Source organism: Methanocorpusculum labreanum Z, assembly GCF_000015765.1.
In the GTDB taxonomy this organism is placed as follows: Archaea; Halobacteriota; Methanomicrobia; order Methanomicrobiales; family Methanocorpusculaceae; genus Methanocorpusculum; species Methanocorpusculum labreanum.
In genome coordinates, this window is sequence record NC_008942.1 from 1209466 (window position 1) to 1235531 (window position 26066).

General features: G+C 48.7%; 24 protein-coding genes and 1 other RNA gene. 6 read left to right on the plus strand and 19 right to left on the minus strand.

Annotated elements, in window-relative coordinates:
• Positions 1-216: 216 nt before the first annotated feature.
• A complete protein-coding gene (locus MLAB_RS06245; protein ID WP_011833556.1) occupies positions 217-1236 on the plus strand; it encodes a CPBP family intramembrane glutamic endopeptidase in 1020 nt (339 codons plus the stop codon).
• A gap of 37 nt (positions 1237-1273) precedes the next feature.
• Here the strand turns inward: MLAB_RS06245 and MLAB_RS06250 are convergent, their stop codons facing one another.
• On the minus strand, positions 1274-2611 hold the full coding sequence (locus MLAB_RS06250; RefSeq protein ID WP_011833557.1) for an ATP-binding protein: 1338 nt from the start codon (positions 2609-2611) through the stop codon (positions 1274-1276).
• 306 nt (positions 2612-2917) lie between these two features.
• On the opposite strand from MLAB_RS06250, the gene MLAB_RS09860 reads away from it, so the two are divergent.
• A complete protein-coding gene (locus MLAB_RS09860; RefSeq protein WP_011833558.1) occupies positions 2918-3070 on the plus strand; it encodes a hypothetical protein in 153 nt (50 codons plus the stop codon).
• A gap of 32 nt (positions 3071-3102) precedes the next feature.
• On the opposite strand, the gene MLAB_RS06255 is transcribed toward MLAB_RS09860, so the two are convergent.
• A complete protein-coding gene (locus MLAB_RS06255; RefSeq protein WP_048062270.1) occupies positions 3103-4188 on the minus strand; it encodes a radical SAM/SPASM domain-containing protein in 1086 nt (361 codons plus the stop codon).
• A 185-nt stretch (positions 4189-4373) separates the two neighbouring features.
• On the opposite strand from MLAB_RS06255, the gene MLAB_RS06260 reads away from it, so the two are divergent.
• Complete coding sequence (locus MLAB_RS06260; RefSeq protein WP_011833560.1) at positions 4374-6422, plus strand: cation:proton antiporter domain-containing protein; 2049 nt, start codon at positions 4374-4376, stop codon at positions 6420-6422.
• A gap of 434 nt (positions 6423-6856) precedes the next feature.
• Here the strand turns inward: MLAB_RS06260 and MLAB_RS06265 are convergent, their stop codons facing one another.
• A complete protein-coding gene (locus MLAB_RS06265) occupies positions 6857-7891 on the minus strand; it encodes an MBL fold metallo-hydrolase (protein ID WP_011833561.1) in 1035 nt (344 codons plus the stop codon).
• Between the two features lie 37 nt (positions 7892-7928).
• Positions 7929-8615, minus strand: coding sequence for an HAD family hydrolase (locus tag MLAB_RS06270; protein WP_011833562.1), 687 nt, complete (start codon positions 8613-8615; stop codon positions 7929-7931).
• Positions 8616-8702: 87 nt separating this feature from the next.
• On the opposite strand from MLAB_RS06270, the gene MLAB_RS06275 reads away from it, so the two are divergent.
• Entirely contained in the window at positions 8703-9098 is a 396-nt protein-coding gene (locus MLAB_RS06275; RefSeq protein WP_011833563.1) for a hypothetical protein, read from the plus strand.
• 2 nt (positions 9099-9100) lie between these two features.
• Here the strand turns inward: MLAB_RS06275 and MLAB_RS06280 are convergent, their stop codons facing one another.
• From MLAB_RS06280 to MLAB_RS09720, 5 genes are all read right to left on the minus strand, one after another.
• Positions 9101-9358, minus strand: a complete 258-nt coding sequence (locus MLAB_RS06280) for a hypothetical protein (protein ID WP_011833564.1) — start codon at positions 9356-9358, stop codon at positions 9101-9103.
• Positions 9345-9830, minus strand: coding sequence for a YkgJ family cysteine cluster protein (locus MLAB_RS06285; RefSeq protein ID WP_011833565.1), 486 nt, complete (start codon positions 9828-9830; stop codon positions 9345-9347). The genes MLAB_RS06280 and MLAB_RS06285 overlap by 14 nt, the downstream gene beginning before the upstream one ends.
• Before the next feature lie 72 nt (positions 9831-9902).
• Positions 9903-10213, minus strand: an RNA gene (rnpB, locus tag MLAB_RS09500) — RNase P RNA component.
• A gap of 374 nt (positions 10214-10587) precedes the next feature.
• Positions 10588-11079 carry a hypothetical protein gene (locus tag MLAB_RS06295; protein ID WP_011833566.1) on the minus strand — a complete coding sequence of 164 codons (492 nt, stop codon included), beginning with the start codon at positions 11077-11079 and terminating at the stop codon, positions 10588-10590.
• A 277-nt stretch (positions 11080-11356) separates the two neighbouring features.
• Positions 11357-11557 (minus strand): hypothetical protein, encoded by a 201-nt coding sequence (locus MLAB_RS09720; RefSeq protein ID WP_143702787.1) that lies wholly within the window; start codon positions 11555-11557, stop codon positions 11357-11359.
• Between MLAB_RS09720 and MLAB_RS06305 the strand changes: the two genes are divergently transcribed.
• A complete protein-coding gene (locus MLAB_RS06305; RefSeq protein WP_011833567.1) occupies positions 11549-11986 on the plus strand; it encodes a GxxExxY protein in 438 nt (145 codons plus the stop codon). The two genes, MLAB_RS09720 and MLAB_RS06305, sit on opposite strands and share 9 nt — an antisense overlap.
• A gap of 194 nt (positions 11987-12180) precedes the next feature.
• Here MLAB_RS06305 and MLAB_RS06310 read toward each other — a convergent pair whose 3' ends face one another.
• The 10 genes from MLAB_RS06310 to MLAB_RS06355 form a co-directional block, all read right to left on the minus strand.
• Complete coding sequence (locus MLAB_RS06310; protein WP_143702788.1) at positions 12181-12378, minus strand: hypothetical protein; 198 nt, start codon at positions 12376-12378, stop codon at positions 12181-12183.
• On the minus strand, positions 12375-12881 hold the full coding sequence (locus MLAB_RS06315) for a hypothetical protein (protein WP_011833568.1): 507 nt from the start codon (positions 12879-12881) through the stop codon (positions 12375-12377). The genes MLAB_RS06310 and MLAB_RS06315 overlap by 4 nt, the downstream gene beginning before the upstream one ends.
• Complete coding sequence (locus MLAB_RS06320; RefSeq protein ID WP_011833569.1) at positions 12881-13402, minus strand: HNH endonuclease; 522 nt, start codon at positions 13400-13402, stop codon at positions 12881-12883. The genes MLAB_RS06315 and MLAB_RS06320 overlap by 1 nt, the downstream gene beginning before the upstream one ends.
• Positions 13399-13863, minus strand: coding sequence for a hypothetical protein (locus MLAB_RS06325; RefSeq protein WP_011833570.1), 465 nt, complete (start codon positions 13861-13863; stop codon positions 13399-13401). Before MLAB_RS06325 ends, MLAB_RS06320 begins: the two co-directional genes overlap by 4 nt.
• Before the next feature lie 881 nt (positions 13864-14744).
• Positions 14745-14969, minus strand: a complete 225-nt coding sequence (locus MLAB_RS06330) for a hypothetical protein (protein ID WP_143702789.1) — start codon at positions 14967-14969, stop codon at positions 14745-14747.
• Positions 14970-15352: 383 nt separating this feature from the next.
• On the minus strand, positions 15353-18583 hold the full coding sequence (locus MLAB_RS06335) for a restriction endonuclease (RefSeq protein ID WP_011833572.1): 3231 nt from the start codon (positions 18581-18583) through the stop codon (positions 15353-15355).
• Positions 18584-18590: 7 nt separating this feature from the next.
• A complete protein-coding gene (locus tag MLAB_RS06340) occupies positions 18591-20501 on the minus strand; it encodes a site-specific DNA-methyltransferase (protein ID WP_011833573.1) in 1911 nt (636 codons plus the stop codon).
• A 194-nt stretch (positions 20502-20695) separates the two neighbouring features.
• Complete coding sequence (locus MLAB_RS06345; RefSeq protein ID WP_048062078.1) at positions 20696-20986, minus strand: hypothetical protein; 291 nt, start codon at positions 20984-20986, stop codon at positions 20696-20698.
• On the minus strand, positions 20986-21702 hold the full coding sequence (locus MLAB_RS06350; protein WP_048062079.1) for a DUF4391 domain-containing protein: 717 nt from the start codon (positions 21700-21702) through the stop codon (positions 20986-20988). The genes MLAB_RS06345 and MLAB_RS06350 overlap by 1 nt, the downstream gene beginning before the upstream one ends.
• 5 nt (positions 21703-21707) lie before the next feature.
• Complete coding sequence (locus MLAB_RS06355; RefSeq protein ID WP_011833575.1) at positions 21708-24905, minus strand: helicase-related protein; 3198 nt, start codon at positions 24903-24905, stop codon at positions 21708-21710.
• Between the two features lie 185 nt (positions 24906-25090).
• Between MLAB_RS06355 and MLAB_RS06360 the strand changes: the two genes are divergently transcribed.
• Positions 25091-25663 carry a hypothetical protein gene (locus MLAB_RS06360; RefSeq protein ID WP_011833576.1) on the plus strand — a complete coding sequence of 191 codons (573 nt, stop codon included), beginning with the start codon at positions 25091-25093 and terminating at the stop codon, positions 25661-25663.
• Positions 25664-26066 lie beyond the last annotated feature (403 nt).

Genomic DNA, 26066 nt, shown 5'->3' on the forward strand with positions numbered 1-26066 from the left:
CCCCCATCCTCAAATAAACAAAATCCTTCTTATTCCCATCTCGCGAAGAGGCCATTCAACAAAGACCGGACGGAAATCCTCAAAAAAACACATCTATAATCTGCATAATTCTCAGAAAAGATTCTGAAAATATCCGAGACATCTCATCCAAGCAGGCAATCCATTAAATATCATTACATCAATCATTCCATCAATGAATCTGTAAAGGAAAAGATCGTGTACCCCTACATAGAGAACATCAAAAAACATCCGATCACTGCATTTTTCCTGATCGCCTTTGCCATTTCCTGGATCATCTGGAGCATACCCCTCGTCATTCCTCTCAATACACCCGCATATATGATGCTCATCTGCGTCATAGGTGCATTCGGTCCGGCACTCAGCGCCGTACTCATCGCCAAACTCCTGAAACCCGCACAAATCGCCGTCCCACGATGGAAAAATATCCTCCGGTTCGCCGTCCTCTTCTGTATCATCCTGCCGTTCGCTCTTTTCTGGCCCATGCTCAACGGCAGTCTCGCTGACCCCGTCTTCCTTCTCCTCTGCAGTATCCTTGCCGCCCTCTCCGCCTTCGTCATAACCCGGATCTTCTCCCGTACCGTTGGTGTTCAGGATCTCATGCGTTCACTGGGGCAGTGGCGGGTAAAACCGGTATGGTATCTCTTCGCTCTCGCCGTATGGCCGCTGCTCCTCATCCTCAGCAGTGTAATCGATCTGCTGTACAGCGGACAATCCTTCTCGACATACATCTCGGGCATGGAAAGCATCCGACCGCTCTCCGCCGTGATTTTGTTTTTCACGATCCTCCTCATCGGCGGACCCCTGCAGGAAGAACCCGGATGGAGAGGATTCGCCCTCCCTAGACTGCAGTTCCTGTTCAACCCGATCGTTGCCAGTATCATCCTCGGATTTTTCTGGCAGTTCTGGCATGTCCCCCTCTACTTCACCGGATTCTATCCCTTCGACATGGCCGATATCATAGCCAGATTCGTCTGGTTCCTCCCCGGCGTCCTTATTGTAACCTGGCTCTACAACCGCAGCAGAGGAAGTCTCCTGATCCTAGTCCTGTTCCATGCATCCATCGATGCATTTCCCCAGATCCTGCCGGCACAGACCGCCAATGCCGGGAATATATTTAATGTGCTCCTCCTCATCCTGGCAGTCATCTTCGTCTTCACCGACAAAATGTGGAAAAAACGAACACCTGTCCCCGACAACTCGCAAAGCAAAGAGTAGCCCGCAAGGCAGAGAGAACCATGTTTATTTTTTTCTCTTATTCTTTTCCAAGGACAAGATCAACAAGCCGTGCGGAATGATCGGCCATGAACAAAGGAATATTCAACACATCATCATCCAGCTTCAGATTCAACAGAGAATATCTGACACGGACTTTGACCGAATCGCCGTACAGCTCTTTATATTTTTTCAGACTCTTCCCCGTAACATTCCGGTCGGATTTCACTTCTATTGGGATAATCAGATTTTTCCGCTGGACAATAAAATCGATCTCAAACTTTGGATTCAACGACGACATATATCCAGGCGATCCGTCAAACTGCCCAATGATCGCTTCCAGAACATAATTCTCCGCCAATGCACCCTTAAACGTGCTGAACACTTCATCCCCCTCTGCAATGACAGAAGGATCAAGGACCGACATACAGCCAAGCAGGCCGACATCAGCCAGATAAATTTTGAAAGCGGAGAGATCCTTCTGAGATGATATCGGCAGTTCCGGGGAACGCAGACGATACACTTTGCGCAAGAGATTCGCATCGCAAAGCCATTGAAGAGCGTTCTCATACTCCCGCGCCCGTGCCCCTTCCTTCACCACATTATACAGAAACTTCCTGTTTTCTTTTGCCAGCTGAGAGGGGATAGATTCCCAGATATACATGACTTTGGGAACATCCGACAACGGCTGAATGTGTTTTGCAAAATCGCGGGTATAGGCATTCAGGATATTTTGCTGGATTTTACGGACCTGATTTATGTCATGCTCCTTCGTCCACGCATACACTGCTTCAGGCATGCCTCCAATAATATAATACATCTTCAGCTTCTCGCAGAGCGGACCGAAAAATGCCTCCGGTATTGGTTCGATCTCCCGGATGCCGTCAAGATAGGAAGCCAGATTTTCATCTCCGACGGCGATCAGAAACTCGGAAAAGGTCATGGGGCGGAGAGTGAAAAACTCAACTTTTCCCACAGGAAATGAGGTCGGCCTGGAGAGGGCAACGCCGAGAAGTGAACCGGCACACACGATATGATACTCCGGACCGTTCTCATAAAAATATTTGAGAGAATTCAAGGCATCCGGACACTCCTGGATCTCATCAAAGATAATGAGGGTGTTCCCGGGCTGTATCGTCTGTTTTTTGGCAACGGCGAGATTCGGGAGAATTCTTTCTATGTCTTTTGTGGTGTCGAAGAACGATTTGTATTCGGGATTTTCCTCAAAGTTGACATACACGGTGTTCTGATAATTTTGCCTGCCGAACTCTTTGAGCAGCCAGGTTTTACCTACCTGCCTGACCCCGTTTACGATCAGCGGTTTGCGGTATTCTGACGACTTCCACTTCCTAAGCTCTTCTATTGCAGTTCGATACATCTTCTTCTCCCAAGCAGACTGAAAATTATGTGATGTACATCACATTATTTTCACAAATTATGTGATGAAACCCACAACTTATTTTTTATGGGTACTCAGATGAGATAATAGTATTGGCGAATCCATGTCCTCGCAAGGCAAAGCCTTGTTCGCAAATCAAAGATTTGCTCAACTAAGGATGAGCCTTCGGCTCATCCCGCCTCCGCTGAGGCCACCCCTACGGGTAGCCCGCATCGGCTGAGGTCGTCTGCTTTCAGCATCCAACCCGCCCTAACATATAAACCCCAAAACGCCAACCTCCTATACATGACATCCCAGGAAAACATCGAAAAACGCCTCGAAGAACTCGAACGCGACTACGCCGACCTCATGGAACGGGTCCGCGACCTCGAACTCCAGGTCGGCCAGCTCACCGAACGGAACCTGCATGGAAGCTGCTCCACCTGCAGCCTCCAGTAACCGATCTCCCCCTATTCCTTTTTCCTTATTCTTTACTCCTTATCGATCAGGGCGATGACTTCCGCCTCGTGCTCGAACAAAGCACAGCCGCCGTCATGCTCTCCCCCAACGAGACCCGCATCGATCAGCCTCGCAAAAAACGGCGAGTTCACCGCATCCAGCAGAGAAACGTTCCGGAGATTCCGGTCAGAATACGGCGAAAACGGGCACGGCTCTGCCGAACCGTACGGATTGATATGGAAAAATCCTCTCCCGCCCGCAAGACAGCCGCCCATATGCTTCTCGTCCCCCGGGAACGAAATAAACACCATCCCCGGATACGCCGACTTGATCCCCGTCATTTTGCCCTCCAGCTCCTCACGCCTCGCCGCGTCCAGTTCCATCTCCTTTGAACCGTGATCGATCGCCGTATACTCGATATAGAACACGAGCCGGCAACCCTGATCCCGCAGCAGATCCAGAAACGCCGCCGACGTCACCTCGGCAAGATTCTCCGTCGTGATCGTCACCGAAACACCGAACAGGATCTTTCCCTCCCGAAGGCGGCCCATCGATGCAAGGATCGACGTATACGTCCCCGACCCCCGGCGGGCATCCGTCTCCTCGATGCCCCCTTCGATGCTGATGACCGGCACCAGATTTCTGTTCTCATCGAAAAGCTTCGTATATGCATCATCGATCAGCGTCCCGTTCGTAAAAATCGGGAAGATGATCGACGAATGCCCTGCCGCCGCCTCGATCAGATCACGGCGGAGCAGAGGCTCCCCTCCGGCAAGAAGGATAAACGAGATCCCAAGCCCCTCTGCCTGCAGAAAAATATTCTCCCACTCGGGAACGCTCATAGGCTCCGCTCCCGCCGGTTTCTCATCCCCGCACATACCCGTGGCCCGGGCATAGCAGCCCGCACAATGGAGATTGCAGGCCGACGTGATGCTTGCGATAAGAAAAACCGGCATATTCGGGTGTGCACTCCGCCTCTTCGCATTCTCACGCTGCTGACGTGCCTGAAAGAGAAGAAACGCCGTCTCCTTCCGGTTCGAAAGCGTTCCCTTCAGAACATCTTTGATCAGCTTTTTGATCGCATCGTTCAGATAGGTGGTGAGAAATGCATCCGGCATACTAAGGAGTACATATCCCCCCTGTTTGCCATATATGCTTTTCCGTCGGGAAAACACCGGCCGAATATCCTGAATCATCCCGAAATGTCCCGGATAGAATACCGAAAGGGCCAATCTCGCGATATATAGGTACATTTTTTACTAATCAGAGAGCACTATTCTGCTAGATACAATAGGAAACGGATATGGTTAGTCAGACAGACATGCTTTTGGCAGTAGTGATCGTGCTCGCCTGCGCGATCGGCGTGTTATTTATCGGGAAAAAGATCCATATCCCGTTCATAATCGGCTATTTTTTCACTGGAATCATCGTCGGCCCCTTCGGTCTCCACTTAATCACCGAAGAACAGGTGGCCGTGCTCGCAGAACTCGGCGTTATTCTTCTGATGTTCACCATCGGTCTTGAGATATCGCTCAAAAACCTCCTCTCCATGAAGAAGGTCGTGCTGATAGGCGGCGGGCTGCAGGTGATCGTAACAACGGTCCTGGTCTGGCTTGCCCTCCAGATGGCGGGCCTTCCCTCCAACACCGCACTCTTCCTTGGAATGATGGTCTCGTCCTCGTCGACGGCCATCGTTCTCAACATTTATCAGAGCAAAGGCCAGATGGCGACCAAGCACGGCAAGATCGCTCTTGGTATCCTGATCTTCCAGGACCTCGCCGTCGTGCCGATGATGATGCTCGCCCCCATCCTCGCCGGCCCCGAAGAGACCAATCTTCTTGGAACCGTACTGAACTTCGTGTTCGGTTTAGTGATGCTCGGCGTCATCCTGATCGCCGCCATCTATCTCGTCCCAAAGTTCCTCCAAAAGGTCGCCCTCACCCGGAGCAATGAACTTTTCATCATCTCGATCGTGACGATCTGTCTCGGTATTGCCTGGCTGATGTCCTTAAACGGCGTCTCCCTTGCATTAGGAGCGTTCCTTGCGGGAGTCGCCATTTCCGAATCCGACTACAGCCACGAGGTTATCGGACAGATCATGCCGATCCGGGATCTTCTGACGAGTTTCTTCTTCGTCTCGATCGGTATGCTCTTAGATCTCGGCTTTCTCACACAACATCTGCCGTTCCTCCTCGTCCTTGCAGCCTCCCTGATCATGCTCAAACTCGTGATCAACTTCGTCTCTGTAAAGGCCTTGGGAATAGCAACCAGCGTCGCATTCCTCTCGGCATTCGGCCTCGCCCAGATCGGAGAGTTCTCCTTCGTGCTTGGAGCGACCGGCTATTCCAGCGGTATCCTCAGCGATAATGTCTACCAGATATTCCTCGCAATTTCGATCATGACCATGATCCTGACGCCGAGCGTGATCAGCATGGCGCCCCGGTTCGTCGACCGGTTCTTCCCGATGCCGGTCCCGGCAGGCGTTGGATACAGCGGATCGGCAGAAGGAGTGGAGGATGAACTGCCGATCGGGCACGTCATCATCGTCGGATACGGGCTGACCGGCCATTACGTCGCAAAAGCCCTGAAAAAGGTGGATATTCCGTATGTTATTCTCGAACTGAACCCGGAGACCGTGGCAAACGAGAAAAAGCTCGGAGAAAACATCCATTACGGCGATGCATCGCGTGAAGCGGTCCTGGAGTTCGCCGGAATCGAGAAAGCCCAGACGATCGTGGTCTCCATCCCGCAGATGGACACGATCAAGGCGATTTTAACGACCGCCCGCAGAATGAACCCGAAGATCGGCATCATCACGAGATCGAGATACATCTCGGAGACCGCCGAACTGTACCGCCTCGGAGCGGACGAAGTGATCGTCGATGAAAAGGAGGCGGCCCTCCAGATCTTCCACCGTATCCTTTCCAACCAGCAGGTGCCGGTGCAGGACTTCGATCTGTATGCCAAACAGGCCAGAAACGAGATCTACGACAAATACATCGATCTGCCGATCAACTCGAACCTTGCCAAAGCCGAGCCGAAGGGCGGCAAACTGGATGTTATCCGGCTTCGGGCAAAGCAGGCAAACGATATGATGTCCAAGAGTAAGAGCAGGGTCGAGCAGATACGCGTCGAGCAAGGAGCACAGATCGCCGGCAAACGTATCTCCGAGGTCCAGATGCGCAAGAATTACGGCGTCTCGGTCATTGCCGTGCGGTGTGCGGGCAAAGCGGACGCGGTTGTCTCGCCGGACGGAGACACGATCTTAAACGAAGGCGACACCGCGGTTGTGATCGGAGAACCCGACGCGATCTCGTCTATCATGTTCCTGTTTGCGGAAAAGACCGAGTAAAATAGAGCAATCACCCAAAATACTTTTTTGCGAAATTGAGGATTTAGGAGGAACGGCACAGCCTTTCGGCCGTGCCGGGCGAAAGCATGGGGTACTTTCGCGGGTTGGATTCACCCCCTTGTGTATGAAAAAATTTTGTTGGTGTGGTGTTTATTCTGGGTAAACCAGACAGGTGGTGAACTCTGTTGGTATCAGAACGCTTTTACGCATCCTTCTTGGATCTGTGCCGGCAACCGAAGCTGCCGCAATCTATCTCGCGGGCTGTTTACACTCGCTTACTAATAGTAAGGTGCGATAGTATAATAAGTTTCACATCATAGCAGGGTTTTTCGCGAAGCCGATAAACCATATGAAGATATACGAACAAAGAGGGCCGGCCGCATAAGGCCGAAACACCATCCGGGAAAACAGCGAGAAAAAAGGGGAGAAAAGGATCAGCAGGAGTCTGCCGCGTAGTAGAGCGGCTCGCTGTAAGGAGAGAGCATGCCTTTTTCATCCAGAATGGACACCGCCCCATGGCCGCAGCAGATCAGAAGACGCTTGCCGGCGGCTTTCTGCAGTTCGTCAAACTCTTTGGCGATCCTCAGGAGTTCGCGTCGTTCGATTCTGGCCGTCTCGCTGTTCACGTTCACCGAGCCGATCATCGAATCCGCGATCGAACTGTAATCCGCACGCGCCTTGGAGAGCGTCGCAAAGTTCAGCAGAGCGTCGCTTGTGAAAAGCAGTCCCTCGTTTGGCTCGTACAAAAAGATCTGGCCCGCAATGTGACCGCCGAGACTTGCCCAAACCTCGAACTGCATATCCGCAAACGAAAACGAGTCGATGACCGGGAAAAGCCCGCGTGTGCCGACCGGCTCGGTCTTACAATATTCTACCGTCTCCGGCACGTTCATGCGGGAGTAGGTGTTGATCGTCGTCGTGTAGAACTTCTCCAGAATCTCGCGGCCGTTCGGCGACGCATAGCCCCGCGTCCCGCTCTCGAGAAGGGCTTTTGTCACCGGATGCATCACAGGCGTCACCGGGAAATACCCCGACGCCCCGCAGTGATCCGCATCACCGTGCGTGCAGACCACGAACTTCACATCGGAAAAATCCCCTGCGTTGAGGGCTTTGATCATCCGCTCGCAGTCTTTATAATAGCAGCCGTAACCGGTATCAAGGATCATTTTGCCCTCGGGGGTCAGAAATACGTTCAGATTGCCGCCGCCCGGCAGCTGGATAACGAGCAGGGTCTTGCCGTTACTAAGCTGGATCGTCTGATAATTCGACTCGAAGCCTTCGCCGCTCGTCTTTCCAAGATAGAGGCCGATATTTTCCACCAGCTGGAGATAATCCTTCGGCGTGATACCTTCGCCTTCCCGGATCTGTACCGATACTTCGCCTTCCGCAATATATTCGGCCCGTTCCTCGGCCGTAAGGGGTTCAATATAAGGAGCGATACGTTCTAAAAAATCTGTATCAAGCATCATGTGTTTTTATCATATTGGCAATGAACCATTACTATATTTATGGTCGTAAAAGCCGCAGAATATCCAAAGGTGTGTCCGCCACGAGAACTTTCTGCGGGCAGGCAAGCGACGGATGATCGAAAAAGTTCCGATCCCCGTACTTCGCATAAACGGCCGTCATACCCAGAGACTTGACCGGTTCGATGTCGCGCCGGATCGAGTCGCCGACATAGGCCGCCTCGTGTGGGGCAAGACCGAGAAGATCCAGAGCGCACTCGAACGGAGCGAAATGCGGTTTTTTGTACCCGGTCGTGTCGTAACCCACAATCACATCGAAGTAGGACTTCAGACCCAGATGTTCGAGACGCAGTTCGGCCGCGTAGGAAAACGCATCCGTTACGACCCCAAGGCGGTATCCGGCGTCCCGCAGACCGGTCAGGACCCCTTCGATCCCGGGGTATGCCGTCAGGCAGTTCATCTTTGCCTCGTCGAAAGCGCCGACCGCCTCGAAATACTTCTCCACCGAAAAGCGGTTGTGGGCCATCATGAAATCCTGCAGATTCGTGTGGTCCTCGAAATGATACTTCCACCGCAGATAATAGCTCAAAAGCTCCTCCCCGGTCCCTTCCCCGACCGAAGCGGCGGCCGCATCACAGCCCTTTTTCATCGCCTCCACAAAATCGAAAAGCGTATTGTCCATATCGAAAAGGACGGCTTTGAACGGAGCGGAGAGCAGGGTCTGCATTGAATACACATCTCACCCGGAAATACTTAGGGATATCGAATCGAGAGTCAAAAGCTATATCGGGCACCGCCCACTAAATAGATATAAATGGCTGCTGAGGATTTTAGGTGGAACGAGGAGGATCTCGAGAAGATCTATCTCGTATCCAGAATGGTGTACCGGGAAGAGATCGCCCCGAACAAAGCTGCGGAAAAGCTGGCCGGGATCATTGAGCAGAGCCCGGAAGCGATCAAGGTATTTTTCTCGATGTATATCCATATGCGGTACGGCAGGATCTTCAAGCAGTCCGGCGGGGACCAGATGATCATCTACTTCCTGAAAAAGATTGCCGAAGAGGACGGCGACCGGGCGCTTGCGTTCGCTCTGAAGTCGGTGTACGGCTATGCAGGATTCAAGGAGTCGGTCGGCTGTTATATGAACGATCTGAATAAGGCATGTGCCGAGATCGAGAGGATCACGGGCGTCAAGCCTGCCGGCGCCTAGATTCAGGAGAAGATATTCGAGACGTTGTGGAATCCGTCTCCGCGTTTTTCCGCACAGCCGACCGCCGTTGAGCGGGGGATATCGGGCACTGTTGTGACCCGCTCTACCTGACAGAAAGCGAGAGCCGGCGATTTTTCCTGTTTTCCGTCGATCACGAAGTAGCGGGAATGCATGCACATCCGGCATTTTTCCGGGCTGACGAGCCTTCCGTCGGTGCAGACGAGGACGCCGTCTTTTACAGGGATCTCATTCACCGTCATAGAACAGAATGGAATAACCGTGTTCCCCCATCACGGATTCAATGTGTTCGCGGGACGGGTCGGGATGTTTCTGGACATGCTCCAGCCAGATTCCGTGCAGATCCTCGTCTTTTGTAACAAGCGAGACGCGGCCTTTGACACGGCCTTTTTCCTCGCCGCCTTTCCAGATCCGGGCGGCGCAGCAGTGGTAGTCTTTACAGATGAAAAGCCTGTACGGGTGGATGGTGCATACGTATTTTCCGTCGGGCTTTCGCCGGACAAAAAAGCAGGCGGCCCGGTTTTCCTCCTGAACCGAGTGGTCGTTATCAAAGAGTTCCCGATATTCGGGCGTGATGAGGGCCTGACGCATCTCGCGGACCACTTCGTTTTTTACGACGAACCCGTACTTGGAAATCTGTTTGTCCATTCTGACGACCTCGCCGATCCCAAGGCAGCAGAGTCCGCACTGGGTGCACTCAAAATTCCCTCCCATGTATTATCAACCTCTAATCGGCGCCGAAGCTATTTAGTGATACCGGAAATGGACTAAAAGAAGAAGATGCGTGAGTCGGAGTAATAAGCCTCCTCCTGTTTTTACGGCATTCGGCTTAGCGTTGTACCCGGATCATTGGGTCAGGCACCCGTAGCGACCCTGTTCCAACTTGCACCCACAGAGATTCGCCGTTCCATCGGTCCCTCAGCCTCGACGCTCAACAGCTTCAACTGCTGCTTCATTGCTCAGAAGAGGACGTGTCGTTTCTGTTCCAGAGCTGTGACTCTCGCCACCCGTATTTGCATACGGCTGTGTACCTGAGCGGTGGGAGGACTTTCCTCAGCGGTCTCGAATTGACCACCGTCAGCCGTGTGCTCCCTCTCACGCGGATATATATTGGGCATGAGGAATTATGAATGGAGCGGGTACAGGGAAAGAGGGAATGAAAATGGGCATCCTCGAAAAAAGATAGGGGGCGGGCCTGACGGCTCACCCTCACTCGCAAACTCGCAAATCAAAGATTTGATCGCAAGTCTGGCGACTTGGTCGCAAATCCGAGATTTGCTTTGCTAAGGGTGGGCCTGACAGCCCACCCCGCCTCGGCTGAGGTCGTCGACTTCGTCGCCAACCTGCCTCGGCTAAGGGACCTAAAGGTCCCCACTTCCTCAACCATCTTCCCAAAAAGCATAATGAGAAACCCGAGGAACACAAGGATCAGCTTCCTAAGCCGGCGGGAGATCTGCATCTCCGCCTCCCTTCAGCAGAGGCCGGGCATCGTGTCCGCCCAGGTCTCGACTGCGGCGAGGGTGGCGTCGTCAGCATAGCCGGAGACGATCATCGAATCCCGGTTGAAGCTGATCTGGAACGTGTCGGTCCCAAGCTTCGCGGAAATGCGGACGTTCCACGTTGCTTCGGTACCGATCTCGGAGGTCTCTGCGGTACCGCCGTTCCCGAATGCGGTCTTGAGGTCCGCACTGCCGGTAAGGGCGGTGACTGCGGCCGTATATTCAGCTCTGCTGAATGCCGTAACCTGGACCTTGCCGTTCATCTCGGAAGTGTTTGGATCGAAGTAGCCGACATAGGTCTTGTAGGTTTCCTTCCCAAGTTCCACTTCCGCAAGGCCGAGAGGATTTGTCTCGCCCGTAATTTCTGCGACGATCGCATCATACGCGGCGGCGTTCGTAAACTCTGCGGTGAAGGTCCTCTTCGAGGACTTCGAGACTGCTGTCTGAATGAAATCTGCTGTCATGGTTTTGTCCCGAGATCAGCTGGGGCCCCGTCCAACCTCTGATTATATTCTTAGAGGGGGTGGGGGATAGCGGTAAAGTTTTTGCGGATTTTTCTCAAAAAAGGTGGGTTTATATGGGGGTGTTTGCGGGTAGTGTTGTTCCTATTTTTTTGGCGGGTTGGGGAGGAGGGTGTCCAATTACTAATTTGACAGATATTAGTAATAGATTAGTAATTGGAATGGGAGTTACGCGGTGTGATCTCAATCCAATTCGGGAAGTGTATGGTTGGGTGCGGCTTTATGAGAAAAACCAACCGCGAATCTCCACGAATCCTCGCGAATCGCATTTTTCTTGCGCCTGCGTGCTCTGCTCCGGCTTATCGCCTGCGCAGGAGTCGCACGCCGCCTGGAAAAATGCTGTAGGAAAAACCGGCTTGCCGGTTTTTCTTTGGGGAAAATCATATATTTTTGAACGAAAATAAAAAGAATCATGGATCATATTGTGGAAAACCCCGAGATTATCTATCCAGATGAAGTGCATAAAATAATCGGCTGTGCCATGACCATCTATAATACTCTGGGACGCGGGTTTCTGGAAGCTGTTTATCATGATGCTCTGGAAGTTGAACTGGAATTGCAGGGAATTCCTTTTGAACACAAAAAACATCTGAATATTTTCTACAAAGGCGTGAAACTGCCGAGTTATTATCAGGCAGACGTGGTCTGTTACAATAATATCATCCTTGAACTGAAATGTGAGACGGAATTACTCAAAGAGGATGAGGCACAGCTCATCAATTATCTGAAAGCTACCGGAATTAGACTTGGAATTCTTATCAATTTTGGAAAAAGGAGAAAACTCGAGTGGAGACGAGTCGTATATTCCGATGAACGATATCTGTGTAATGCCAATCTCCCAAGAGAATAAAAGAAAAAAGAAAAACCCGCACGCGGGTTTTTCCCTAGCATTTTTCCAGACGGCGTGCGATTCCTGCGGAGGCGATCAGCCGGAGCAGAGCACGCAGGCGCAAGAAAAATGCGATTCGCGAGGATTCGCGGAGATTCGCGGTTAATTTTCTCATGCGTTCACAGGAGATACAGTCCTTTCTAAAAAAAGAAGCCCTAAAGCTTCAGCTTTTGCCGAAGCTCCTCGGACATAATGATCACCGGCTTTCTAAGCGTATGCCTCACTTCCGCCGTACGCACTGCCGACACGGGACATCCGACCACCTTCGCGATCTCCTCCCGCGTCATGCCTTTTCGAAGCATCCAAAGAAGCGTCTCCTTATCCCTCAGTTCGGTATATTGGTACCACATCATTCCCCGGCCCTCACCACCTTCGCCAGGCTCTCGTGCGGGACCTCCTTCACATACCTTGCCGCCTCGTCTGCCGGGAGCGCCTTCTTTAGATCCAGCAGATTCACCCGCTCGACCTTCGCCACCCGGTCCCGGCCCGCCGTCTCCACCGCCAGATCATACAGGGCCGCAAGACCGATGAACCGCTTCGCATCCGACGGACGGATAAACACCAGCTCGTCATAGACATCCGGCAGTTCGTCCTGGAGGAGGGACGTGTTCACGACCCGGTCCGTCGGGATCTCGAGCACGAACTCGTCCGAGGCGAGTCCTTCTGATCTGATCATCCCGATCAGCTCCGTATGCCGCTCTTCGAAGAGCGTCGTCAGCTCCTTCATACAGTAAAGGAACTCCTGATACCGGAACGCCGCGGCGAATGCCTCGTCAGGGACCGGCCGCCACTCGAGAAGCAGCGCCTCCAGATCCGTCGGGGCGGGCGAGTCAGTCGGCGCTGAGGACTCGGCCATCAGGGCACCTCCTTATAGGTCCGGCGGGTCACGAGCCGCCAGATCGTGGATCGCGAGACCCCAAACTCCGCGGCCATCACCGGCGGGGAAACGCCCTTTGCATACCTCTCCCGAAGCACGGCCACCTCGTCGCTGCTGAAGAACCGGAGCATATACCCGGATTTCGGACGGTTGTTTTCCCGTGCGGGGATCAGCCGGAGGTTTTCGAACCGGCAGTCGGTGAGGTCGCCGTTTATGTGATCGACCTGGAGGTCGAAGTCGGTCGGGAGGTCCTGGTAGGTCCGGCAGGCCCCGGCGATGTAGACGGCACGGTGCCGCTGGATCTTGACGCGGCGTCCGTGGAAGGTGACGGAGGCCTCCTGGTAGCCGACGTTGTTCGTGCAGAACCGCAGCGGTTTGCCCGTCCGGGTGGAGATGATGTCTCCTTTGGCAGGGTCGAGGGTCCAGTCCCGGGAGCTGAGTTTCGTCATGATGACGAGGTCCTGGAGCCGGATGCCGGGGAGGCGCCTTGGTTCAGTCATTCTTCCTCCCGGGCGATGATGCTGGCGAACTGTTTTGTCCTGTATTCGATGATCTTCGCCCGGCGGGTGTTCTGGTAGATCTTGAGCCAGTCCCGAATGTCGGTATCCTCAGGCACCATGCCGCAGCGTTCGAGCATGAGGATCTTGAAGTCATGCCCGAGGTTTGCAAACGCGACCCCGATGCCCCGCATGGCGATGACGGGGAGGGCGATCTCATCCAAGATCTGGACGAAGGTCCGCATCTGGAGGAGATATTTTTCGTTGAGTCCGTGGAGGGTTTTGAGTTCCTGTTCGGTGACGGGGTCAATGGACGGTTCGCCGTCAATGGTCTCTCCGTAGATGAGGAGATGGGCACAGGCGGTAAACAGGTCGGTGCGGCTCACAAAGCCGAGATTTTTTGCGATGCTGTCGAGGGTGTTTCCTTCCTCGTCGGTTATTCTGAGATATGCATGTTGTCGCATTTTTACTTTGTAGGTTGACGTCAGGCGGCAGACGTCAGACGTCAGGTTGTTTTTTGGAAAACAGATACCCGGACAATTTTTCGGGGATCGTTTTCTTCCATCATTTTTCGAGACCCCAAGGTAACTATATATACTTTTAGAAAGAAAGAAATAACACAAGAGTGTTTCGGCAGCTCATCTCTCTGGTGGAGAGTGCGGCTCGATTTTTCCAGGGTAGTTCTTTTTTCTGAAAATGCGGGTGACGTCTGACGTCTGACGTCTGATGTCAACCGGGACGAAGGGTCAATCGGGATGTTTCAAATATTTTGATTATCCCAAAGGTCTAAGAGAGTAGTGTCTGTTCATTTCGTTCCCTGTAAAGTCTGAATTGGGCAGACACGTTTTGCATTTTTGCTGTTTGTTTTGATCACTTCCCGAGGTGTTTTCCTCACACTATTGTTGGATGTTTTTTGATAAAATACTGTGTTTTTGAGTGATATGTGATGATATTTGATGGTATTTCATGACATCTTGTGATGTCTTATGGTGTGTTGTGATATGTTCCGGCGGGGGTCGGTCTTAACGGAAAAAACACGAAGCATGTACTTCGATCTCGTGTACGGCATTAGGGTAAACACAAGAGAAAAAACAAACCGCGAATCGACAAATTTGTTTTTCTCGCCCGGAGGGCGGATTCAAGCGAGGGCTGTAAGCCCGAGTCGGAGAGCAAAGCGAAGCTTTGTGATCGCGCCGATTCAAGCGAGCGAAGCGAGTCGGAGAGCAAATCTCTGATTTGCGGTTCGCGGTTGATTTATCTCATGTTTCCACACCTAAACATCTCCTTCCCCGGGTCGTTTCGGATGGTGATGTTTTGAAAAAAAGAAGGGGGGCGGATCCGCTTTTCAGCGTTTTTTGTTTTTGAGGTATTCTTCGAGGTATGCCTCGACGATGTCCCGCGTGAGTTCGGAGAGGGTGAGCCCCTGTTCCTGTGCTGCGATCTCGAGTCCCTGTCGTGAGATGGTAGGGATCTTTACGGACAGCGAGTCAGGGAATCTGACGCGGCTCGAGTTGATCGCAGTGTTTAGTCTAATTGTCGTTACACTTTTGAAATCGTCGATTTCTGTCATTTTCATTAATGTGTTCATTTTTAATTCAAGTTTACCCCTAGCGGGTTTCCGTACAATTTTTCAGACCAAACGAGGGGCCTGAGTTCCGTTGTGTCGCGAACCTGGGGTTCGTGATCAGTTCGGAGAGGAAGAAATTTTCTGGTTGGCCCGTGGGCAGAGGAGGACGACTTATGTGGCTGCGAACCGTACCCTAAAATAGCTAACCGTCCCGCAGGACTCGTATGCCGGACCGCACTGATTCTTTTTTCCTTTTGCGAACTTGTCTCATTTTTTGTTGGTTTTGAGGTTATTTGAAAGTTTGTTTTGACGTAATACGTGATAATGCGGGTTTTTATATGATGAAGGAAATTTTAACGAGGTAGCTGAAAAATAGTAATGTGGAATTAAGGAGATCGTATGTTGATCTCTTCGAAACGTTCAATCTGCTCGGTGAAATGCCGGTAGTTTTTAGCATAAAGATACTCAACATCTTTTCCTATTGCTTTAGATACTGCATCGAAGTGCATTTCTCCACAACTAATCTTAACTCTTTCAACCTCACTGAGATCTTTACGTTCTTTGTCGATTTTTGTCTCAACGATGAAATAGAGTCTCGTCAATTCGTCGGAGTGTTTATAGATGACTGCCCAGTCTGGAGAGTAATTTCCTTCAGGTGTGTCGATGACAAACCCACCTTTGTGGAGTTTGGTGAAGAGGAGGACGCGTTCATCTTCGTCCAACTGCTGAGCAAACTCTTTTTCACCTTTGCTGTCTGTCTTGTAGTATTTGTAGAGTGCATGACGCTTTTCTGGTTTGGATTTGTATGCATCAAAAGTGAATGCATCATCATCATCTAATTTTTTGAGCGTTTCTGAGTCGATTTTGTCAGGAACGAAGATTTCTTTTTTGTCGAAGAGGTAGTTATCGATTACCTGATATCCGGATATGTGGGCAGATTTGAATTCGGTGAGAGTTTTTTGTAATTCGAGTGTTGCATTATCTAATATATCCTGAACCCTGAGGTATTCTTTGAGTTCAGGACTCAGTTCATTGAGTATTGCGTATATGGCAAGACGCGGGAGTCTTGTCTGCTGCATGATGTAGTTGATTATCTGGAAGTCGGTTTTTTTGTACCAGACCAAGGGTGTTTTGTCGGTTGTGTACTCCTCTTTTTGTTCATTGACGTAGGTTTTTCCGTCTGCTTTCATACGGACTTCGCCGGTAGTGGTGGTGATCGACTGGGCGGTTGCCCATTTTGTTGTTAAGAGACGATTGAGTCTTCTTCCCGCTTCCTGAATGAAGTCTGCAGAGTCAATGTTGATCTGATAGAATGTGCGTTTTTCCAGGCGGAGTGTGAGTTCATTTAGAAGGTTTTTGAAGGATTCTTCACCTATGTAGGAATGAGGGGAGTTTTCTTCGGATTTTTCATCGCCATTCTCGATATATATCCTCTTTGTGCCCTTTTCGGTCATGACTTGGATGAAAGCATTTTTGATGGCGACTTCATGCTCGCTTAACGTGGCGTCAGTGAACGATATGTTGTGTATGTCGATTTTTGGGTTGAGTTTACCCTGCGAGTTGATGACGGCTTTTATCCGAAGCTCTTTTTCCAAGGTCTTGGCAAGGTCTTTGGTGATTTTTTTCTGTGGTAGTCCGGCTTGTTTCAGGGTCTCGATAAATTCGTAGACTGTAGCTATGTCTTTGTTGAAGTTTTGTTCTGCGTCGAAATCTGCCTGGAGATGGGCTGCAAATTCGTCGTAATAGGAGTTTGCAACGACCGTCAGCATGTTTACATCTTCATCATAGCAGCGTTCCCCGTGTATGTCTACAGGAAGACGGAGTCCTCTGCCGATCTCCTGTTTTTTTGCCATTTCATTTGAAGATTCCTTGAGGGTGCAGAGGGTGAAGACGTTTGGGTTGTCCCACCCCTCTCTTAGCGCGGAGTGGGAGAAGATGAAGGCCAGGGGTGTTTGAAATGATATGAGTTCCTCTTTTTTCTTGAGGATCAGTTCAATACCCCGTTCGATGTCTTCCTTGGATTTTTTATTGTAGTCGTCTTCTTCGAGCATGCTGAGTCTGTTCTTTTTGGAGCTTTCAGGCTCGACGACTTTGTTGTTTTTATCTATGGCGAAGTAGCCTTCTCTGATGTTGAGGACGTTTTTGTATTCCGGGAATAGAGCTTCGTATTTTTTGAAGTAGTCCTGGTATTTTTTTTCGTGGATGATGGTGTTGTATTCTTCGTCAAAGATCCGAAGGAAGATTCCGCGGCCGTCAGCTTGCGTATCGTCACGGATGCGTTTAACTTCGTCAATAAAGAAGAGGGAGATAGCTTTGATGTGTTTTTTGTTCTCGAGGAGGTTAAACTGGGTGTCGAGATGATTTTTTATTGCAGTTCTGATCTGGACCCTGACAACAGTTGAATCGGCTTCTCGGAGTTTTTCATTATATGTACAATCTCCGGGCATAAGTGTGAGGCTGTCATCACCCTGATTGATGGTGATTCCCCAGTTGGATGATCCGGTGGTTTCATTGAAGAGGGTGAGCTGACCAAGTTTCCCGCGTGAGATGGTGAGTCCATCGAGTTTGTGGGGGTTTCCGGCAATGAACATGTTTTGATACTGTTCGAGGCCACCGGAGAGTTCGTGAAGCGAGTCACCATCGCTTACGTCGTATTGTTTTTTGCTTATACCGCGTTTTTCATCACGGGAGAATATTTCGATCCTTGCCTTGAGGTTTGTTGTAAAAGTTACATATCTGATGTAGGGGAAATCAGTTGGGACTTCACCGTATACGGTTTTTACCCGGATCTTTTTGACGAGGTTCTGGTTGTATGCATCATAGCTTGTCAGGCGGTAGACACAGTTATAGGGATTTTTGTGGGTCGCGGAGTAGCGTAAAGTGAAGAGGGGTGCAAGATTTTCGAGTTCGCGAAGGGATGAACTCTTTTTGGAGGTGGTCCCTTCGATAAGTTGCGGTTCGTCGATTATGATGATTGGTTTTACCGCTTTGATTAAGTCCCAAAGTTTTGTCCCGCCTTCACGGTCTTTCTGAATGATATTGATGCCGCTTTTGTTGAAGGCATCTTTGTTCATTATGACGATGGAAAGGTCTGTTCCTTCGATGAATTTGCTTCTGAGTTCGTCGATTTTTGATGATGTGTAGATGAAGGATCGGGCGTTTATGTCGATTCCGTCGTAGAGTGCTTTGAAGGTTTCTGTGAGTTGTTCGATGCTTTTTTTGACGCCCTGAAGGATGGCGATTCTGGGGACGACGATGATGAATTTGGTAAATCCATATTGTTTATGGAGTTCGAGGATGGTCCTGAGGTAGACGTAGGTTTTTCCGGTTCCAGTTTCCATGTCGACGGAGAAGTTGTAGTTGAAGAGTTCGTCGTCGGGGAGGAGGTGGTCGTTTTGGGTCTGGATGGATTTGAGGTTGTTGAGGAGTCGAGTGTCGCCTATCTCGAGTCTGGGATTTCGTCCGAGGCGTGTTTCGATGAGTTCAGCACGTCCGGGTGTTTTGTAGAGGGATTCGCCGGTGGTTTTGTTTTGTCCCGAAAAGAGGTCGACGACGGAATTGACGGCGTCTATCTGATAGGGGAGGTCGACGAATTTGAAGGTGATTTTGCCGGTCATGGGGACCTCAGAGGAATTCTACACGGTATGGGGTCTTTCCACCGGAGCTGTGTTTCTGCATGAGGGCGTCAAGACGCATCATGGTGTTTTCTTTGAGGGAGATGTCATCCCCGAATGCGCTGTCACGGAAGATGATTTTGTGGGGGACGGGTTCGATTCCGGCAATCTTGTCTATGATTTCGTTTGTTATGTTCTCTTCGAGGCAGACAATCAGGGTGCCGGCGACGGAGTAAGTGCGTTTTCCGATTTTACCAAGAGATTCAATTTTTGCGGTCAGGGGGATGTCATACTGGCGAAGCAGTATTTCATAGACGACGTCTTTGTCGGTGTATCCGGGCATGAAGTCGCGTAAGTCTTTCCCACTGGTGATGATTGCATCTTCAAGGCTTACTTGTCCGGTTTCGGCGGCGATCCAGCGGATGTTGGTGTCTGCAAGACGGAAAACGTTGAATCCGGTGTCAAGCGAAGCTTCCGGGTGCTCTTTTTGGATCTTGTCCCCGGCTCTGCGAATCCGTTCTTTTCCGATGTCACAGATGGTTTTGTAGCCGGCTTTGTATGCTTCAGATTTTTCATCACAGGCTTCAGGCAGCTGGACCATGATGAATTTTCGGGTCCCTCCATCTTCGGCATTGAGCTGCATCACTGCATGGGCCGTTGTTGAAGACCCGGAGAAGAAGTCGAGGATGAGAGATTCATGATTAAGATTAGCTATTGTTGCAAGATGGCGGATTAAACGTGTAGGTTTTGGATTTGTGAAGATATTTTTTATAAAAATATCTTTCAATTCTTCTACCGATTCATGATTGTGTCCCCCAGTTTTATATGGGATAATTGTACTTGGCACAATCCCCTCATTCTTTAGATCACACAGAAATGTTTTACGTGCGGGGATAGACATCCCATCTTGACCAAACCAAATTTCATTATTATCATCATATTTTTTCAATGTATCACTAGAATATCGAGAATATGTTCCTGTTGGTGGAGTAAATACGACACCATTTTTGAAGGTATATGTAAAGTTAGCACTATTGGCAGAACCACTTTTTGCATGTAATGGTGTTGCTTTCCAAAGTCCTTTGGGATGATTATCTGGATTTTTATATGCTACGTCCATCTCCTCTGTTCTAGGCAATCTTCCAATTTTAAAACATTCAACATTACGACAATAACAGAGTATGTGATCATGATTATCAGAGAAAAATGTAGCATCATTTGATCTTGTATATTTTTTTTCCCAAATGAGATTAGCTAAAAAATTATTGTCCCCGAAAATTTCATCGCAAATCTCCCGTAAATTTCCCACTTCATTATCATCGATTGAGATGAACATAATACCATCCTCTCTCAAAAGATTCTTCGCGAGCCGCAGCCGAGGATACATCATTGAGAGCCAATTTGCATGATACTTGCCAGACGTTTTCGGATTTACCGCATACCGCTCCCCTTCGGCGCTAATATCTCCTTCCGCTTTCGCATTTTCCTCTGCCGATACCGCAAAGTGGTCCTTATAGACAAAATCGTTGCCCGTATTATACGGCGGATCGATGTAGATCATCTTGATCTTGCCGACGTAAGAATTCTGCAGAAGCTTCAGAACCTCTAAATTATCTCCCTCGATGTAAAGGTTCTCTGTAGAGTCTGGATTTTTACTTTCCTCTGGGACATACTTCAGCGTGCGTCCAAGTATTGGCTCGCCTGCGGTCCGTTTTGCCTCCTGCTTTCCTGCCCAGGACAGTTCATAATGTTCCTTATCCACTTCTTCGACTTCGCCAAGTTCCTCTTTCAGGGCATCGAAATCGATCTGGCCGTCTTTGACGATCGAAGGAAAAAGTGCCTGAAGGCGGCGGAGATTTTCAGAGAAAGGATTCGTTGTTGCAAGAGGTATTTTTTGAAAAGCGGGGTTGTGTTGTTCCATGCAGATGTCACCAATAGAATATGTGTAATTGGGCGGGGAATGGGGTTAAAGATTACGAGTGGGGGGGAGAGTAAAATGTTCTTCTTCCCAAAACATACACTGATAAAAATAATGAAACCGGCAGTAATCTGAAAAAGTCCTTATTTCTCAGCATACGGAAAAATCCCTCCACGGACCCGGCAAGAACGGACAATTTACCGATTTACCAACCGAATGCCGAAACATAAGGTCGGAAGAAAACCGACTAGAAAGCGAAGGGAATCTAAAGCCATATTCCCAAAATTATACGAATTCTCCATACTCGCCGCCCATTCTGGATCTGTGAGGGGGGCTGTTTGATAATATAACTGGTCTAAGATATATTCAAAACTATCGATCAGCTGAGTAAAGATAAAATCGGATAAAATCTCCTTCAGCAAAAATACACTTAAAAATCCCGCAATAATACTGACAAAAACTACAATTATTCCTTCACCGGCATCCATCAGGCATACCTCTCCAGCCTCTCATACACCTCTCTCAACTCCCCGTTCAGCCGCACAGATTCCCCCATCGAAAGCGACCGGCCACGCTCCTCAGACAAACCTACCAGCCGTTTCAGATCCGAAAACATCGAAAGAACATCATCGGAATTATACCATACTTTTGACGAAAGCAATCCCTCCATCCCGGACCAGACCTTCCTATGTGTGATAACAAAACACTTCACCATCAGTTCAAGATACCATGAATAAAGACTCGTCATATTCACCACAACACCCCATCCAGCATACATCTCCATCAATCGCATGCCATTTCCCGAAACGCCGGATACGCGTGGCACACTCAAAAACTGATCCGTAACAACCACTTCTGACGCATACTGGAGATTCAAACGCTTCAATGCAAATGAAAACTGCTCCTGATGATCATCCCGCACAAAAATGATACAAAGCGTTTTCGTCATTTTCTGCAAAACGCCGCATACGAAGGGTGCTGACCGCAGAGAATTTACCCGCACCTCAAACACCTGGACCGCCTGCACAATGCATCTCTCCGTAGTATATGCTGGAAGGACCTTATCCGTCAAAACTGCCGAGACCTTCAGCTCTCGAACCACATCCCTAAACCGATTTCGTTCTCCAGGTTTCACCTCGCTCAGAGGAAGACGCTTCACATCAAGGTTTCTCTCTACCGAACATTCATCCGGGATGCCTAACATTTGACTCACTCCACAATTAAAAAGGAAATCAACTCGAAATCATCCTCCGCAGTATGAGCAAACTCGTCTACGAACCCTGTGAAATCAAAAATACTCTCCTCGGCACGTTTTCGCTCTGCTCCCGTAATTGCCGAAATCGCCTTTGTGATAAGCTTCGAATATTTCGTCATATCCGAAGCATACTTCGTCCTTGCATTGAACAGCTGGAAAAGCCGCATTTCTGGCACTTCTTTACCATAGGACAAACGCCTGAACTCCGACAACGCCTCACGGGCATTATGCATCCCGATATAAACCTCACCAGAATTTTTCATATACAGAAGATAATACGGATACAGCGAACTGTCACTCTTCGGTTTCGCCAGATTATCCATATGACGGAAACAGAACAGACAACCCTTCTCCTCCCCCTTCGTAATCGAAAAAAGTCCGGAGGGAACTTTTTTCACCTCGGGATGTGCCGACACAAACTCATACAACTCATTCAGATATCCGTTCATATTCAGATCAGTCAGGGAAATCGAATCGCTCATCTCCTCAAGATCCACAACTTCTTTTTGCAGCCTCTCCAGTTGAACACGCCTGAACTCTAGATCATTCATCTCCGGACTCAACAAATCCTCATCGCCCGTCGAACCCAGATTTGCAGCAACCATCTTACGCTTCACTCTCTCCTCAAGCTGCAGATACTCATTCAGATCCATATCTGGGAAGAAATTCACCATCTGGATCCGTTTATTCAAACTGCCCAGGCGATCGATCCTTCCAAACCTCTGAATCAAAACAACAGGATTCCACTGAATATCATAATTTACGACACAATCACAATCCTGAAGATTTTGACCCTCCGAAATGCAATCCGTTCCGATAAGAACCTCGATCTCTCCAAAATTCCGCGCATCCGGTCGCTCTTTTGAAATTGGAGAGAAATGCGATAGAATCTCGTTATATTTCAGATTGACCTTCTTTATTGTTGTCCGGGGCTTATTTCCTCCGGTAACAATTCCTGTATGAATACCCTTGGCTCGTAAAAGCGGAGACAAATTATCATACAGATAATTTGCCGTATCTGCAAATGCCGAGAAGATCAAAACCTTCTTGTTCCCTACATTATACGGGGTTTTCTGTATTTTATCGAGAACGAACGCCTGCACTGTCGCCAGTTTCTCATCACGTTTCCCTTCAAGGACTGTATTCACCTGACCAAGAATCTTCTTGATCTTTCGCTTATCTGCCTGCAAATCCTCAATGTAATTCGTCACGTCCAAATGCCGGACATCTATCTCGTATTTGTACTCCAGATAAGATGCATCTTCCATCTCTGCAAGTTCATCCTCATCCAGATCCTCGCCATTAGTATCTGCAGTAAGGAGCTTCTCTCCTCTCTCCAAAGAAAGAAGATACCCGTCAATACGTCCAAGAATCCGTTCCAGCGTTTTCCCAAACGAATACACTGAACTTTCTAGCCGCTTACACAGATTAAACCGGTGAAGTTTGATATTGATACTCTCTCGCTGTTCGTGAAAAAACACCTCGCGATCATTAATCTTTGTCGCATACTTCTCACGATATTCTGCCTGATACTCTGGGAGGATATAAGCCATTGGTGAATATACCGAAAGAAGCAGAGTTTCAAGCTCCTCATTCACCTCGTCGAATTTCATTACCATGCCGTCGGAATCGATGCCCGGTCTGAAGGTCAATGGAATGCATTTCTTTGGAAACATCGCCAGATTTTCCGACCCATAACAACTCGTAATATGCTTGCGGCTTCGCGAGATTGTCACCATCTCAAGAAGCTTATAAAACTCGGACGGTAGGCTATCCAGGAGGACTGTTTTATTTCTCTTGGAACTTCTGGACCAGTCATTTATCTCACGCTGTGCTTTGATAAGAACCTGGGAAATACTTGGAATACCCCCATTTTCATACGCAAAATCACGATCTGAAGTAATGATACTGATCTGATTGCGTAAATCTACCAGAGAATTATTCACCGGAGTTGCTGATAACAGAAGGACTTTTGTGTTCCCGCCCTTTTTGATAATGTCCGTGAGAAGCTTCTGATACCGTGTAACGTGGTCTTTACTATCTGTTCTATTCCTGAAATTATGCGATTCATCTATTACCAGAAGGTCAAAACTCCCCCAGTCAATACGCGAAAGATCAAGCCCGCTTCGTGAATAGCCTGTATCTCGTGACAAATCAGTGTGGGAGAGCACTTTGTAGTTGAGTTTATCATCTGACAGTGGATTGTCAACATATGGGCTCTTGAAAGAATCCCAATTGTCATAGAGTTTTGCCGGAGCTAATACCAGAACGTTGTCGTTCCTCATCTCGAAATATTTGATAACGGCCAATGCTTCGTATGTCTTTCCAAGACCAACACTATCTGCAATAATACAGCCGTTATATTGGTTTATCCTCTGAATTGCAGTAACAACGGCGTCTTGCTGAAACTTATACAACGAATTCCAGATCTTTGTCTTCTTAAATCGAGTATTGTCATTCTCAAAATGCTCCACACTCGCATCCAATTGATCCCCAAACAGGGCGTACAGCGTATAATAATACAAAAACTCTGGAGAATACTCTTTGTAGATATATAACAGACTCTCAAGAAGCTCTTCTTTGAAATCCTGGGTATATCCACTGGTATTCCAAAGTGTATGGAATAACTTAAGAGACCGAGTGATCTGTTCCTTATCCATGGAACTATTGATAAATGTATCAAAATTGATCTGAGGAAGACCGTGAATAGTTTTTGGCTTCGATATTTCCAGTGACGATGTTCCCTGAATCTGAACATCATCATCGATTAAAAGAACATTTCCTCTCACCATATTTGGATTAAGGGTTTTTCTGACATTCACGTTGGACTTGATGAAATCATGCATCGTCCGTGCCTTGTGGAAATACCGGAGTTTGTTTTTTTCCGCTATTTCATAGCTATTAAAGAGAATATCAGATGGTTTTGTTGTTAGTTCAAACTCATGAATCAACTCTTTTTTATCAGGAACACTATGTTCTTCACGGACAATAAAGTTGATTTCCGAAACATTCTGCAGATTTCTTTCAAGTTCGGAAAATACTGACAGAGTAAGCTTATCATTTAAGATATTGACTGTACTGTCCTTTCTGTTCTGAAGAGCTGTATTGACTATCTGAATTATCTGCTCTTGAGACGAAATAGGACTTGCCATAAATACTAATTATCGTGATGTATGTAATATCTTTCCACAGAATACTGTCAGATTATTATCGTCCACCGAACTCTTTTTTCTGAACTTCATCCCAATTCAACCACCCAATCTCCTCAAAAGTCCAAACCAACTCCATTTATTTGTACACAAATCAATAGTTCAAAAACGTGGTATGTGATTAAAAAATGGGATTAGTCAGTAAATTCTTAAGAGTATTTGGGATCGTTTTCGAAGAAGAGCCTGATGAAAACACACCTGAAGAGACTAAAGCAAAATTCGAAGAGATCGGCAGGGCATTTGAAGACCATATACAGGACCTCATTTTCAAGAATAATGGGAGGAGAGAATACTTTGCTCTGGAATACCGAACTCCTGATTATTACAACGCAAAGAACGGAATCTATGCCGAATCCAACCTCGATCCGGATTTTCGTATAAGGTATAATCCAACAGGTGATGTCTTTGCAGTAGAGTGTAAGTTCCGTTCAGGATATGCAAAAGACAAGCAGGGAAGACCAATTTTATCCTGGTCAAAACCTGCACAATTTGCACGATATCAAAAATATCAGCAAGAGAAAAATATCCCTGTCTACGTTGTTATTGGATTAGGTGGCGAACCTGAAAATCCAGAGATGATTTATTGCATTCCGCTTTCAGATATCAAGTATCCTCAGCTCTATCCTTCGGTTCTGAAAAAATATGAACACCCCCCGACTGAACTGTTCTTCTGGAACACAAAAGAGAAGAGACTCGGGTAAGTTTTTTTCTCCATTCTTTTTTCTAGCGTACCGCAACCACAATCTAAAAGAGTGCCCCTCCCCCCTCCCCAAAAAAAGAGAGGAGGGGCCTTGGAAAAAAGCATTGATTGCCATGACTCGAACCGTTTCATCGAGATCAGGGCAAATAATTCGGGGAGGGGGAACCTAACAAACCTCCTGTCCTCACCAATACAATTTGAATCAGGGATATTTATACCCCTGACCGCACGGTGCGATAATGCCCCCGAATCGGACAAAAATGCCGCTCTCACTCAGAGAGATAGGTTACGAAAATTGAAAGAAAAACCGGCACGCCGGTTTTTCCTTAGCATTTTTCCAGACGGCGTGCGATTCCTGCGTAGGCGATCAGCCGGAGCAGAGCACGACGACGCAAGAAAAATGC

Bases quoted from the DNA above. Each gene is read 5' to 3' on its own strand.
- MLAB_RS06265 (WP_011833561.1), bottom strand. From the start codon at position 7,891: ATGATGCTTGATACAGATTTTTTAGAACGTATCGCTCCTTATATTGAA.
- MLAB_RS06270 (WP_011833562.1), bottom strand. From the start codon at position 8,615: ATGCAGACCCTGCTCTCCGCTCCGTTCAAAGCCGTCCTTTTCGATATG.
- MLAB_RS06350 (WP_048062079.1), bottom strand. From the start codon at position 21,702: ATGTTAGGCATCCCGGATGAATGTTCGGTAGAGAGAAACCTTGATGTG.
- MLAB_RS06315 (WP_011833568.1), bottom strand. From the start codon at position 12,881: ATGGCCGAGTCCTCAGCGCCGACTGACTCGCCCGCCCCGACGGATCTG.
- MLAB_RS06275 (WP_011833563.1), top strand. From the start codon at position 8,703: ATGGCTGCTGAGGATTTTAGGTGGAACGAGGAGGATCTCGAGAAGATC.
- MLAB_RS06295 (WP_011833566.1), bottom strand. From the start codon at position 11,079: ATGACAGCAGATTTCATTCAGACAGCAGTCTCGAAGTCCTCGAAGAGG.
- MLAB_RS06285 (WP_011833565.1), bottom strand. From the start codon at position 9,830: ATGGGAGGGAATTTTGAGTGCACCCAGTGCGGACTCTGCTGCCTTGGG.
- MLAB_RS06310 (WP_143702788.1), bottom strand. From the start codon at position 12,378: ATGATGTGGTACCAATATACCGAACTGAGGGATAAGGAGACGCTTCTT.
- MLAB_RS09720 (WP_143702787.1), bottom strand. From the start codon at position 11,557: ATGATCCATGATTCTTTTTATTTTCGTTCAAAAATATATGATTTTCCC.
- MLAB_RS06330 (WP_143702789.1), bottom strand. From the start codon at position 14,969: ATGACAGAAATCGACGATTTCAAAAGTGTAACGACAATTAGACTAAAC.
- MLAB_RS06255 (WP_048062270.1), bottom strand. From the start codon at position 4,188: ATGCCGGATGCATTTCTCACCACCTATCTGAACGATGCGATCAAAAAG.
- MLAB_RS06260 (WP_011833560.1), top strand. From the start codon at position 4,374: ATGGTTAGTCAGACAGACATGCTTTTGGCAGTAGTGATCGTGCTCGCC.
- MLAB_RS06320 (WP_011833569.1), bottom strand. From the start codon at position 13,402: ATGACTGAACCAAGGCGCCTCCCCGGCATCCGGCTCCAGGACCTCGTC.
- MLAB_RS06345 (WP_048062078.1), bottom strand. From the start codon at position 20,986: ATGGATGCCGGTGAAGGAATAATTGTAGTTTTTGTCAGTATTATTGCG.
- MLAB_RS06340 (WP_011833573.1), bottom strand. From the start codon at position 20,501: ATGGAACAACACAACCCCGCTTTTCAAAAAATACCTCTTGCAACAACG.
- MLAB_RS06305 (WP_011833567.1), top strand. From the start codon at position 11,549: ATGGATCATATTGTGGAAAACCCCGAGATTATCTATCCAGATGAAGTG.
- MLAB_RS09860 (WP_011833558.1), top strand. From the start codon at position 2,918: ATGACATCCCAGGAAAACATCGAAAAACGCCTCGAAGAACTCGAACGC.
- MLAB_RS06360 (WP_011833576.1), top strand. From the start codon at position 25,091: ATGGGATTAGTCAGTAAATTCTTAAGAGTATTTGGGATCGTTTTCGAA.
- MLAB_RS06325 (WP_011833570.1), bottom strand. From the start codon at position 13,863: ATGCGACAACATGCATATCTCAGAATAACCGACGAGGAAGGAAACACC.
- MLAB_RS06280 (WP_011833564.1), bottom strand. From the start codon at position 9,358: ATGACGGTGAATGAGATCCCTGTAAAAGACGGCGTCCTCGTCTGCACC.
- MLAB_RS06355 (WP_011833575.1), bottom strand. From the start codon at position 24,905: ATGGCAAGTCCTATTTCGTCTCAAGAGCAGATAATTCAGATAGTCAAT.
- MLAB_RS06250 (WP_011833557.1), bottom strand. From the start codon at position 2,611: ATGTATCGAACTGCAATAGAAGAGCTTAGGAAGTGGAAGTCGTCAGAA.
- MLAB_RS06335 (WP_011833572.1), bottom strand. From the start codon at position 18,583: ATGACCGGCAAAATCACCTTCAAATTCGTCGACCTCCCCTATCAGATA.